The sequence below is a fragment of the Sphingomonas sp. NPDC019816 genome (assembly GCF_050274375.1).
Taxonomy (GTDB): Bacteria; Pseudomonadota; Alphaproteobacteria; order Sphingomonadales; family Sphingomonadaceae; genus Sphingomonas.
Genome location: NZ_JBNNOB010000020.1, coordinates 1 through 12,772 on the forward strand (window position 1 = coordinate 1; position 12,772 = coordinate 12,772).

At 67.5% G+C, this 12,772-nt stretch carries 8 protein-coding genes; all 8 read left to right on the top strand.

Annotated elements, in window-relative coordinates; all coding sequences use genetic code 11:
• The first annotated feature begins 134 nt into the window (after positions 1-134).
• Complete coding sequence (gene galA / locus ACQKJZ_RS04875) at positions 135-3,038, top strand: beta-galactosidase GalA (protein ID WP_427730183.1); 2,904 nt, start codon at positions 135-137, stop codon at positions 3,036-3,038.
• A gap of 47 nt (positions 3,039-3,085) precedes the next feature.
• Complete coding sequence (gene ptsP / locus ACQKJZ_RS04880) at positions 3,086-5,548, top strand: phosphoenolpyruvate--protein phosphotransferase (protein WP_427730184.1); 2,463 nt, start codon at positions 3,086-3,088, stop codon at positions 5,546-5,548.
• Positions 5,545-7,281: an N-acetylglucosamine-specific PTS transporter subunit IIBC gene (gene nagE / locus ACQKJZ_RS04885; RefSeq protein WP_427730185.1), complete on the top strand. Its 1,737-nt coding sequence runs from the start codon at positions 5,545-5,547 to the stop codon at positions 7,279-7,281. Before ptsP ends, nagE begins: the two co-directional genes overlap by 4 nt.
• Positions 7,282-7,385: 104 nt before the next feature.
• Positions 7,386-8,171, top strand: coding sequence for an IclR family transcriptional regulator (locus ACQKJZ_RS04890; RefSeq protein ID WP_427730186.1), 786 nt, complete (start codon positions 7,386-7,388; stop codon positions 8,169-8,171).
• A 149-nt stretch (positions 8,172-8,320) separates the two neighbouring features.
• Complete coding sequence (locus ACQKJZ_RS04895) at positions 8,321-9,409, top strand: DUF475 domain-containing protein (RefSeq protein WP_312489657.1); 1,089 nt, start codon at positions 8,321-8,323, stop codon at positions 9,407-9,409.
• Between the two features lie 88 nt (positions 9,410-9,497).
• The gene (locus ACQKJZ_RS04900; protein WP_427730187.1) at positions 9,498-10,289 is read left to right on the top strand and encodes a Crp/Fnr family transcriptional regulator; all 792 of its coding nucleotides are present in this window, start codon (positions 9,498-9,500) and stop codon (positions 10,287-10,289) included.
• Complete coding sequence (locus ACQKJZ_RS04905) at positions 10,286-10,477, top strand: hypothetical protein (protein WP_427730188.1); 192 nt, start codon at positions 10,286-10,288, stop codon at positions 10,475-10,477. Before ACQKJZ_RS04900 ends, ACQKJZ_RS04905 begins: the two co-directional genes overlap by 4 nt.
• A gap of 79 nt (positions 10,478-10,556) precedes the next feature.
• A complete protein-coding gene (locus ACQKJZ_RS04910; RefSeq protein WP_427730189.1) occupies positions 10,557-12,674 on the top strand; it encodes a M3 family metallopeptidase in 2,118 nt (705 codons plus the stop codon).
• Positions 12,675-12,772 lie beyond the last annotated feature (98 nt).

Sequence of the window (12,772 nt, forward strand, 5' to 3'; positions counted from 1 at the left end):
GAGGCAGAGGCAGAGAAGCATCAGGCCTTTTTCTTGGTTTTTTCGCAGGAACGCGCCGCGCTGGCGCCCGGCTTGCGCGCCGATTGGGTGGTGCTCGACGCCGCGCTGAAGCCCGTCGACACGCGGATCGCGGCATGACGGTCGCGCGCCGGGATTTGCTGCTGGGCAGCGCGGTGGCGGGGCTGGTGGGTGGCATCGCGCCCGTTCCGCTCTTCGCCGCCGATCGCCGCGCGGCCGATGGTGCCGGCGCGCTGCCCATGCCCGCGCCCTCGGACCAGTTGCCCGCCGCCTTGCCGGTGCAGGACGCCGCGCGCGTCCTGATGGATCGCGGCTGGCTGTTCCATGAGGGCGATGTCGAGCCGGCTCCGCTCGATACCCACAATGCGACCTATCTGTCGGTCAAGGCGGGCAATGCGCGCGGCGCGGCGGCGGTCGATTATGACGACAGCGACTGGCAGACGGTCGAGCTGCCGCACGACTGGGCCTCGTTCCAGCCTTTCGTAAAGACCGCCAATGTCGCGCAAGGTTATCGTCCGCGCGGGATCGGCTGGTATCGGCGCAGCTTCCGGCTCGATCCCGCCTTGCGCGGGCGGCGGATCGAGCTGGAGTTCGGCGGGATCGCGACCAACGCGACCGTCTGGGTGAATGGCAGCGTCGTTTCGCACAATTTCTCCGGCTATAACGCGGTGCGCATCGACCTGACCCCGTTCGCACGGTTCGGCGACGAGGCCAATGTCGTCGCGGTCCGTGTCGATGCGAATGCGATGGAGGGCTGGTGGTATGAAGGCGCGGGCCTGTATCGCCATGTCTGGCTGGGCGATTATGCGCCGGTGTCGATCGCGACGGACGGCGTGCATTGCGATCCGCGCAAGACGGCGCAGGGCTGGCACGTCCCCGTCACGACGACGCTGACCAGCATCGCCGCCGACGATGCCACCGTCACCGTCGAGGCCAGGCTGCTCGATCCGAAAGGGGGGATCGTGGCGCAAGGCCAGGCGCAGGCCACGGTGCCGTCGCTGGACCAGGGCATGGCGACGCTCGACCTGCCCGTCACCGATCCGGTGCTCTGGTCGGTCGAGCAGCCGACGCTCTACACGGTGCAGGTCCGCGTGCTGCGCGACGGCCGGGTCGCCGATGAGCGCCGGGTGCCGATCGGTTTCCGCACGCTCCGCTTCGACGCTGCGCAGGGCTTCTTCCTCAACGACCGTCATGTGAAGCTGAAGGGCGTCTGTCTGCATCAGGATCATGCGGGCGTCGGCACTGCCATCCCCGATGCGCTGATCGGCTGGCGGTTGGAGCGGCTGAAGGCGATGGGGTGCAACGCGGTGCGCTCCAGCCACAACGCGCCGACGCCCGAGCTGCTCGACTGGTGCGACCGGCTGGGCCTGCTGGTGATGAACGAGAACCGGCAGTTCAATCCCGCGCCCGAATATCGTGCGCAGCTGGAATGGCTGGTCCGGCGCGACCGCAATCACCCCAGCGTCATCCTGTGGTCGGTCTTCAACGAGGAACCGATGCAGGGCACGCCCTCGGGCGTCGAGATGGTCAAGCGCATGGCGCACTGGGTCCGCGCGCTCGATGACAGCCGCCCGGTGACGGCGGCGATGAACGGCGCGTTCTTCGATCCGGTCAACGTCGCGCAGGTCGTCGATGTCACCGGGTTCAACTATTATCAGGGCGACTATGACCGCTATCACCAGCTGAACCCGGCCAAGCCGATGACCAGCTCGGAGGATACCAGCGCCTTCATGACGCGTGGCGCGTTCGAGACGGACCCGGCGCGACACATCGCGTCGAGCTACGACGTCGAGGCGGCAAGCTGGGGCGATACGCATCGCGGCGCCTGGAAGAAGATTGCCGAACGGCCCTTCGTCGCGGGCGGGTTCGTGTGGACCGGCTTTGACTATCATGGCGAGCCGACCCCCTATGAATGGCCGACCATCGCCAGCTTCTTCGGCATCATGGACCTGTGCGGTTTCCCCAAGGTCGCCTTCGACATCCACCGTGCCGCCTGGGTCGATGACGCACCCGTCGTCGCGATCGCGCCACACTGGAGCTGGTCGGGGCGCGAGGGCAAGCCGACGAAGGTCATGGTCCTGTCCAATGCCGAACGCGTCGTCCTTCGCCTGAACGGCAAGACGGTGGGCGAGGCGGCGGTCGACCGGCTGATGGGCAATGAGTGGACCGTGCCGTACGCGCCGGGCCGGATCGAGGCGATCGCCTATCGCGGCGGTCGCGAGGTCGCCCGCGCGGCGCATGAGACGGTCGGCGCGCCGGTCGCGCTGCGGCTGACCCCGGCGCGCACCGTGATGGCAGGCGATACCGAGGATGCGCAGGCGATCACCATCGATGCGGTCGACGCCAAGGGGCGGCACGTTCCGACCGCCAATCTGATGACGCGCTTCACCGTCGAGGGCGGGGCGATCATCGGCGTCGGCAATGGCGATCCCAACAGCCATGAGCCCGAGAAGGGCCATCAGCGATCGCTGTTCAACGGCCTGGCACAGATGATCGTGCGGCCGGATGTCGGGCGCGGGCGTATCACCATTCGCGCGATGGCGGACGGGCTGAAGCCCGCCAGCTTGCGGCTCGACCGGCTGGGTGTGACCCCGCGTGCGCAGGTCGCGACGGTGCCGGCCGAAACCGATCTGCGCGACTGGCGGCGCTCGCCCCGGTTCGACACCAGGCCGGCGGCCGATCTGGCGCCGGCGGCCAGCGACAATAATGGCTGGGCCTTTGTCCGCGCCGGTACGCCGACCCCGGCGGAGCCGGCCGGGTGGCGCATCTACCGCACCATGCTCACCCCCCGTCGGGCGGTGGTGGCACGCGGCGGCGAACTGGGCTTCGCGTCGATCGCCGGCATGGCCAGCCTGTATGTCGACGGCAAGCTGGTGGCCGAGAAGCGCGATCCCAAGCCAGGGCCGCTGTCCGCCACGCTGCCGGCGGGCGAGGGCAAGCGAACGATCGCGCTGATCGTCGCGGGGCTGGGCAATATCGAGAGCGGTCTGATCGGCCGCGTGACGGTCCGCCCGCGCTGAGACAGCGGGGCTGGAGAGGAACAGCAGTTTGGCGAGAGTGACGTGCGATGAGTGACCTGACCATTTTTGCCCCTCTGGCGGGTTGGGTGACGCCGCTGGCGCAGGTGCCCGACGCGGTCTTCGCCGAACGGATGCTGGGCGACGGGATCGCCATCGACCCTGTCAACGACACGCTGTGCGCGCCGTGCGACGCGACCGTGTTGACCGTGCATGAGGCGGGGCATGCGGTAACGCTGCGCAGCACCGATGGGTTCGAGCTGATCTGCCATATCGGCGTCGATACCGTATCGCTCGGCGGCAAGGGTCTGACGCCGCAGGTGCAGCCGGGCGCCCGGGTGCTGGCCGGTCAGCCACTGATCCGTTTCGACCTCGACTATCTCGTCCAGAATGCGCCTGCCGTCGTCACCCCCGTCATCGTCGCCGATGCGACCCGGTACGGCGTCGAGCCGATCGCGTCGGGCATGGTCGCGGTCGGCGATCCGCTGCTGCGCGTCGTGCCGCTGGGCGGCGAGGTCGTGGAAGCGCAGGCGTCCGGTGAAACGCTGATCGAGGAGACGGTCGTCGCGCTGTCGCACGGATTGCACGCGCGTCCCGCCGCACGGCTGGTCGAGGCGGTGCGCCGGCACGATGCGCGGGTCACGCTGTACCATGGCGATCGCCATGCCTCGGCGATCAGCGCGGTCGGGCTGCTGGGCCTGGGGCTGGGGCATGGGGCCACGGTGCGGATCGAGGCGAGCGGAGCGCAGGCGGCTGCGGCGTTGGCCGAGGTCATCGCCTTCCTGAATGACGCGACGGTCGAGGAAGGTCCGCAGGACACGCCCGAGCCGATGCGCGGGGAGGGGCCCGGCATTGGCGGCGTTCCGGCGGCGCCGGGTCTGGCGGTCGGACCGGTTCACCGGCTGGCCCGCGCGGCGATTCCGGTCGAGACGGTCGCCGGCACCCCGGAGGCCGAACGCCAGACGCTGACCGATGCCCTGGCGCATGTCCGCGAGGCGCTGGTCCTGGCCGCCGCCGCCGGTGGGGCGCGTGGCGGCGTGATGGCCGCGCACGGCGCGATGTTGGCCGACCCGACCTTGTCGGAAGCCGCGATGGCCGGTGTCGGGCGTGGCCTGAGCGCCGGCGTAGCGTGGCAGGAGGCGATTGCCGAGCAGGTCGCGATATTGCTGTCGAGCGGCGACCGGCGCATCGCCGAGCGCGCCGACGATCTGCGCGATCTGGAACGCCATGTGCTGGCCGCGCTGGCCGGCCTGCCGATCGAGGGGCCGAGCGTCCCCGCCGGTGCCATCCTGGTTGCCGAGGATCTGCTGCCCAGCCAGGTCGCCGCGCTCGACGCGGGCGCCGTCGCCGGCATCGCGCTGGTCAAGGGCGGGCCGACCTCGCACGCCGCGATCCTGGCGGCGGGCATGGGCCTGCCGATGGCGGTGGCGTTCGGTGAGGCGCTCGCGGCGCTGGAGGATGGCCGGGTGATCGTGCTCGACGCCGATCGCGGGCTGATCGATCCCGAGCCGGATGCCGGCGCGCAGGCCACGGCCCGTGATGTCATCACCCGTCGCAGGACCGAGATGGAGGCCGCGCGCGCCGCGCAGGGGCCATGTCGCATGGCCGACGGCACCCGGATCGAGATGTTTGCGAACCTGGGCTCGGTCGCGGATGCCGAGGCGGCCGTGGCGGAGGGCGCGGAAGGTTGCGGCCTGCTGCGCACCGAATTCCTCTTCCTCGAACGCGCGACCGCGCCGACCCGCGACGAGCAGGCGCGTGATTACCAGGCGATCGCCGATGCGCTGGGCGACCGGCCGATGATTGTCCGCCTGCTCGATGTCGGCGGCGACAAACCCGCGCCCTATATGGACCTGCCCGTCGAGGAGAATCCGGCGCTGGGCCTGCGCGGCATCCGCGTGTCGCTCGCCGATCCGCAGCTGCTGGAGGATCAGGTGGCCGCGATCCTGGCGGTGCGCCAGCCATGCCGGATCATGGCGCCGATGGTCGCCAGCTTGTCCGAGCTGGAGGCGGTGCGCGCCGTCGTCGAGCGGCAGGGCGGCAGCCTTGGTCATCGGGCTGAAGTCGGCGTCATGATCGAGACGCCGGCCGCCGCCATTTCTGCCGATATTCTCGCACGCAAGGCGGACTTCTTCTCGATCGGCACCAACGACCTGACCCAGTATACGCTGGCCATGGATCGCGGCAACGCGGCGGTGGCGGCGGGGGTCGACGGGCTGCATCCGGCCGTGCTGCGGCTGATCGGCACGACCTGCGACGGCGCGGCCAGGCATGCGACGCCGGTCGGCGTGTGCGGCTCGCTGGCCGCCGATCGGCTGGCGGTGCCGATCCTGCTGGGTCTTGGCGTCACCGAATTGTCGGTGCCCCCGGCGCGGGTCGCCGCGATCAAGGCGCTGGTCGGTAAGCTGGACATGCCCCAATGCCGCGCCGCCGCCATCCGCGCATTGTCGCTTCCCTCGGCGGCGGCGGTGCGCGCGCATATCACGACCATGCTTCAGGAGATCGGCGCATGAGCTCGCCCATGGCTTCGCTTCAATCGCTCGGGCGGGCGCTGATGCTGCCCATCGCGGTCCTGCCGGTGGCGGGTCTGCTGTTGCGCCTGGGTCAGCCGGACATGCTCGACATCGCCTTCATGGCGAATGCGGGCAATGCGATCTTCGACAATCTCGGGCTGCTGTTCGCGGTCGGCGTGGCGACCGCCTTCGCCCGCGACGGCAACGGCGCGGCGGCGCTGGCGGGGATCACCTGCTATCTCGTCACCATCAAGGGCGCCGAGACGCTGGTCGTGCCGCCCGCCGGCACCGGGGCCGGTTTGGCCAAGGACATCGCCGCCACCGTCGACGCCGCCTGGCGGATGAAGGCGGTCCACCGCTTCGACGTGCCGGTCGGCATCGTCGCCGGCCTGATCGGCGGCGGCTTCTACAACCGGTTCGCCACCATCAAGATGCCGGAATATCTCGCCTTTTTCGGTGGCCGGCGGTTCGTGCCGATCATCGCGGGGCTGGCCGGGCTGGTGCTCGCGGGGCTGCTTGGCCTGGCCTTCGGGCCGGTCAATGCCGGTGTCGATGCGCTGAGCCAGGGCGTCGTGCAGGCCGGCGGGCTCGGCTTGTTCGCATTCGGTGTGCTCAACCGCCTGCTGATCGTCACCGGGCTGCATCACATCCTGAACAACGTCGCCTATTTCGTGGTCGGCGATTATCAGGGCACGACCGGCGACCTGCGCCGCTTCTTCGCGGGCGATCCCACGGCGGGCGCGTTCATGAGCGGCTTCTTCCCCGTCATGATGTTCGGCCTGCCCGCCGCCTGTCTCGCCATGTATCATGAGGCGCTGCCCGAGCGGAAGAAGGCGGTCGGCGGCATGCTCTTCAGCCTGGCGCTGATGTCGTTCCTGACCGGCGTGACCGAGCCGATCGAGTTCAGCTTCATGTTCCTGGCGCCAGTCCTCTATGCCTTCCACGCCATCCTGACGGGCTTGGCCGAGGCATTGATGAATGCGCTGGGCGTGCGGCTCGGCTATGGCTTTTCGGCCGGGCTGTTCGACTATGTGCTGAACTTTGGACAGGCGACCAAGCCGCTGCTGCTGATCCCGGTCGGCGCGGTCTATGCGCTGCTTTATTATGCGGTATTCCGGTTCGCGATCCGCCGCTGGAACCTGCAGACGCCGGGTCGCGAGGCCGAACCTGCCGGCGAGAGCGTGGCCGAGGGCGAGCAGCCGGTGGTCGAGGGCGGACGTGGCGCTTCCTTCGTCTCGGCGATGGGCGGCGGCGCCAATCTGGCCGAGGTCGCCGCCTGCACCACGCGCCTTCGCCTGATCGTCAACGATCCCGCCATCGTCGACGAACCCGCGCTCAAGCGGCTGGGCGCGCGCGGTATCCTGCGCCCGTCGCCGACCGGCGTGCAGGTGGTCCTCGGGCCGGTGGCCGATACGGTTGCGATGGAGATGCGGGCCGCGATCCAGGCCGGGCAGGGGCAGCGCGTGGCGCCACCCGCCCCCGCCGTTTCCGCCGTTCCTGCCCCGGTGGATCCCGCCGGGGCGCCTTTGGCCGCCACCCTGCCGGAGGATATACTGTGCATGATGGGCGGCGCCGACAATGTGCGCACCGCCGTTCCTTATGCGGGGCGCTGGCGTGTGGAACTGCGCGACGCCGCGCGGATCACCGCCGCGACCGCGCCTGGGGTTCGGGCGGTGCGGGTCGTCGAGCAGGACGTAGCGCATGTCCTGATCGACGAGAGATCAAACGCTTAACATCAATCAACTTGCCGCTGTCTGACCAATGGATGTAGTCGGGAGAATGATTGTCAGAGCGATTCAGCGCGAGTATCTGACCGGACGGACGACGGAGGGTTTGCTTGGTCACGGGATCGACCGATAGTGCGGACGACAAGAGGCTGTACCGCGCGCCGGCGCTGGAAAAGGGCCTCGACATCCTCGAACTGCTGTCTACCCAAGATGGTCCGTTGACGATGAGCGCGATCGTCACGCGGCTGGGGCGATCGACCGGCGAGCTGTTCCGCATGATCCAGGTGCTGGAGCATCGCGGCTACGTCGAACAGGGCACCGACGGTTATGTCATGTCCGACCGCCTCTTCCATCTCGGGTTGAGGCGGCCGCCGGGGCGCAGCCTGATGGAACAGGCGCTGCCCGAAATGCGCAGCCTGTCCGACCTGATCGGCCAGTCCTGCTACATCGCCATTCCCTCCGACGGATCGTCCTCGGTCATCGTGCGGATGGAGGCGAGCACGACGATCGGCTTCTCCGTTCGTGTCGGCCATCGCCGCCCGTTTCACGAGACGCCATCGGGCCAGGTCCTCTACGCCTTTCAGACCGACGCGACGCGCCGAGAATGGGAAGCGTTGATCGACCCGCCATTGACCCCGGAGGCGCGCGCCGCGCTGATCGAACAGGCGGATGCCATCCGCGATCAAGGCTATGCTCGGTCCGAGAACCGGGAGATGATGGGACTGACCGAACTCGCCGCGCCAATCCTGCGCGGCACCCGGGCCTTCGCCGTGTTGACCGTTCCCTTCATCCGCCTGACCGACATCGTCGTCGATGAGGACGAGGCGCTGAACCAGTTGCGGATCGTCGCGGAACGGATCGGCATCCACATGTCGGGGAATGACTTCGGCATCTGACGCCGGCGCCGCCCGGGCCGCCCGCCTTGCTTTCGCGCGCGGCCCGACGATAGAGCCAAAACCGATTGAACAAATCGGAGCGGTGCACACTTTAACGGTGCAGGCACCGCCATGTCGGTCGCGCCACGCAAGGCGTACAAGGGGGAAGCGTGCTTCTGAAATATTATAAGGGATCGTTTCTCTTTACCGGCATCTGCCTGGCGATCGCGGCGTGGCTGGGTTTCGAGAGCACGGGGACGTTGCCGGGCACGCTGGGCGTGTTGTGGATCGTGCTGGTGCTGGGCGTATTGGAAGTGTCGTTGTCGTTCGACAATGCCGTCGTCAACGCGACCGTACTGCGCGACATGGACGATAAATGGCGCCACCGCTTCCTGACCTGGGGCATCCTGATCGCGGTGTTCGGGATGCGGATCGTCTTCCCCCTGGCAATCGTGGCGATCGCCGCGCAAATGGGCCCGATCGAGGCGATCAAGCTGGCCGCCGGCGATCCGGTCCGGTACGAACAGATCATCACCTCCGCCCATGTCGGCATCTCGGGCTTCGGCGGCAGCTTCCTGGCGATGGTCGGCCTGAATTTTTTCCTCGACGATGAGAAGGACGACCATTGGCTGGGCATCATCGAGCGGCCTCTGGCGGCGCTGCGCGATATTTCCGGGCTGGCGACCGGTATCGTCCTGCTCGCGCTCTATGCCATCTCGCGGTTCATTCCAGCCGAAGAGGCGATGACCTTCCTGACATCGGGCATCTTCGGCCTGCTGACCTACATCGTCGTGCATGCGATCGGTGTCCTTCTGGAAGGGGATGGCGATGCGGTGACGGGGGCTGCCGCCAAGTCGGGCTTCGCGGCGTTCCTGTATCTGGAAGTGCTCGATGCCAGCTTCTCGTTCGACGGGGTAATCGGTGCGTTCGCACTGTCGAACAACCTGTTCATCATCGCGCTGGGCCTGGGCATCGGCGCGATGTTCGTCCGTTCGATGACGATCATGCTGGTCGATAAGGGCACGCTGACCCAATATCGCTATCTGGAACACGGCGCCTTCTACGCCATCATCGCGCTGGCGACGATCATGCTGTTGTCGGTGCGCTTCGAGATCCCGGAGACCATCACCGGCCTGATCGGCGCGACCCTGATCGGACTGTCCTTCTGGGCATCGGTGCGCAGCAATCGCCTGCATCCCGAACAGCCGCTGGAAAGCGCCGATCCGGTACGAGCGACGGGCCGGTCGGTCGGTTCCTGACCGGCAGGCGCCGGCTGGGGGACCGCCGACCGGAACCCTTGTCGCCAGAAACGATTACTCTTGCGTAACGCTGGCGAAAGGGAGGCTCATGCCGATTTCGGCGATCGATACCCTGGAAGGGGACAGGCTCGGCACCAAGCCGCTTCGGTACACGAACCTGTTCCTGAAAGGACGCGGGCGCGATATGATGACGTCCGAGGACATGGCGATCCTGGAAGACAGCGTCGGCGATGTCCTCGATATTCCCGCGCGCAAGATCGTCGTCCGCCGCGACGAGCGGGTGCGCGCCAGCACCCTGCTGCTGGAAGGCGTGATGTGCCGGTATATGGACGATCGGCAGGGCAACCGGCAGATCGTCGCCTTTCATGTACCCGGCGACTTCGTGGACCTTCATGGCTTCGCCATGCGCTATCTGGACCATGACATCGCCACCCTGACCCCCGTGCGGGTCGCGGCGGTCGGCCATGACCGGCTGGAGGCGATCGTTCAGAACCGCCCGCGCCTGACGCGGCTCTTGTGGTTCTCGACGCTGCTCGACGCGGCGATGCACCGCGAATGGGTGTTCCGGCTCGGCCGGCTGGAGGCCGACGGCCGCGTCGCGCATCTGTTCTGCGAGCTTCATGCGCGGCTGACCTTGGTGGACATGGTTCGCGACGGCGCGTTCCGCTTCCCCGTGACCCAGATCGACCTGGCGGAGGCGGCGGGCATCACGCCGGTTCATCTGAACCGCGTGCTCCGTTCGTTGCGCGAGCGCGAATTGATGACCTTCCGCAGCGGCGAGGTTCGCATCCTCGACCCCGAAGGACTGGAGACGCTGGCCGATTTCGATCCCAATTATCTGTTCGGGGGTGGCCCGACGATGAGCGAGAAGGGGGCGTGACCGAAGACTTCACCCCGTCACCGATCCATGCGGAGGCGGGGGTCGCCACGGCGGAGCAGGGCGTCGTCATGCTCGATGGGCCCAATGGCGTGGCGGTGACGATGACCCCGCATGCGGCTCAGGCAACGGGCGAGTCCCTCATCGCGGCGGCGCACGTGGCACTGGTCCAATCCGGCGCCCGGCCCTGAGGCATCGACCATGGCAGGAGACTTTACCTGTTTGTGCCGTAGCTTATGATAACTCCTGTTTCATGAACGGGAGTTCCCCTTGCGTCATCTCTACCTCGCCGCCGGTCTTGCGGCGCTTCTGAGCAGTTCCGTGCTCGCCGCTCCGCCCCAGGCCGCGCAGGCCCCAGCGACCAACCCGCTGATCGCCCCCTGGACCGGTCCGTACGGCGGGGTGCCGCCTTGGGACAAGGTGAAGCCCGAACTGTTCCCCGCCGCGTTCGAGGCCGCGCTGGCCGAACGTCGCCGGGACTATGACCGGATCGCCAACAATCCGGCCAAGCCGACCTTCGCCAACACCTTCGTGCCGATGCAGAATGCCGGGCAGACGCTGAACCGTGTGATGACGCTGTTCGGGGTGATGACGGGCAATATGAACACGCCCGCCTATCAGGCGCTGGACCGCGAATGGTCGCCCAAGCTCTCCAAGGCGTCGGACGAGATCACCTTCAACCCCAAGCTGTTCGCGCGGATCGAGGCGATCTACAAGGCGCGCGACACGTCCGGCCTCGACGCGCAGCAGAAGCGGCTGGTCACGCGAACCTATGACAGCTTCGTGCGGCAGGGTGCCAAGCTGACCCCTGCGCAGAAGGAGGAACTGTCCGCCTTCAACCAGAATCTGGCGATCAACTTCAGCGAATTCTCGCAGCGGCTGCTGGCCGATGAAGGCACCGCGATCATCGTCACCGACGAGGCGCGGCTGGCGGGTCTGCCCGACAGCGTGAAGGCGGTCGCCAAGGCGGCGGCGGCCGAGCGTGGGGCACAGGGCTGGGCGATCGTCAACACCCGCTCGGCGGTCGATCCGGTTCTGACCTTCGCCACCGACCGGGCGCTGCGCGAGCAGGTGTGGCGCGCCTTCACCAAGCGCGGCGACAATGGCGACATCAACGATACCAAGGCGACGATCGCCCGCATCGTCCGCCTGCGCGCCAACCGCGCGCATCTGCTGGGCTTCAAGACCCATGCCGACTGGCGGATGCAGGACACGATGGCCAAGACCCCGGCCGCCGCGATGGACCTGATGATGCGCGTCTGGCCCGCCGCCAAGGCGCGCGTCGCCGAGGAGGTCCGCGACATGCAGGCGATCGCCGATAAGGACGGGGCCAACATCACGATCGAGCCCTGGGACTATCGCTTCTATCAGGAGAAGGTCCGCAAGAGCCGCTACGACCTCGATCAGGCCGAGCTGAAGCCCTATTTCGAGCTGAACAACATCATCCAGGGTTCGCTCTATGCCGCGAACCGGCTCTACGGGCTGGAGTTCAAGGAGATCACCGGGACGGTGCCGGTGTTCGAGCCGAACATGCGCGTCTGGCATGTAATGCGGAACGGCAAGGAAGTCGGCCTGTTCTACCGCGACGATTTCGCGCGGACGGGCAAGCGATCGGGCGCCTGGGCCAACACCTATCGCGGCCAGCGCAACCTGCCGCCGGTGCAGAATGTCCTGTCGTCGAACAACAACAACTTCGCCAAGGGCGCGCCCGGCGAGCCGGTGCTGATCAGCCTGGACGATGCCGAGACGCTGTTCCACGAGTTCGGCCACGCGATCCACGCGATGCTCCAGAACGTGACCTATCCGGGGCTTGCGGGGACACCGCGCGACTTCGTGGAATATCCCAGCCAAGTGAACGAGCATTGGCTGCTGACACGTGACGTGCTGGATAAGTACGCCCGCCACTACAAGACCGGCCAGCCCATGCCCCAGGCGCTGCTCGACAAGATCAAGGCATCGGAGACCTTCAACCAGGGCTTTGCGACGACCGAATATCTGTCCTCGGCTATCGTCGACATGAAGCTGCACACCATCCCCGATGGGATCGTCGATCCGGCGGCGTTCGAGGCGACGACGCTGAAGGAAATCGGGATGCCGAAGGAGCTGGTGATGCGGCACCGCCTGCCGCAGTTCAATCACCTGTTCTCGTCGGACAGCTATTCGGCCGGATACTATAGCTATCTCTGGTCGGAAACGATGGACGCCGACACCTTCGCGGCGTTCGAGGAAGCGGGGAGCCCGTGGGACAAGACGACGGCGGACCGCTTCGCGCGGATTCTGTTGTCGACGGGGAACGAAACCGACCGCGCCGAGGCCTATCGCGCGTTCCGGGGCCGCGACCCGGATGTGAATGCGCTGCTCAAGCAGCGCGGCTTCCCGACGAAGTAAAACACTCCTCCCCTGCAAGGGGAGGTGGCAGGCCGAAGGCCTGACGGAGGGGTGTCCCGGTCGGCGAGGTCTAATCAACCTCGCGACCGGCGATACCC

Bases quoted from the DNA above. Each gene is read 5' to 3' on its own strand.
- nagE (WP_427730185.1), top strand. From the start codon at position 5,545: ATGAGCTCGCCCATGGCTTCGCTTCAATCGCTCGGGCGGGCGCTGATG.
- ptsP (WP_427730184.1), top strand. From the start codon at position 3,086: ATGAGTGACCTGACCATTTTTGCCCCTCTGGCGGGTTGGGTGACGCCG.
- galA (WP_427730183.1), top strand. From the start codon at position 135: ATGACGGTCGCGCGCCGGGATTTGCTGCTGGGCAGCGCGGTGGCGGGG.
- ACQKJZ_RS04900 (WP_427730187.1), top strand. From the start codon at position 9,498: ATGCCGATTTCGGCGATCGATACCCTGGAAGGGGACAGGCTCGGCACC.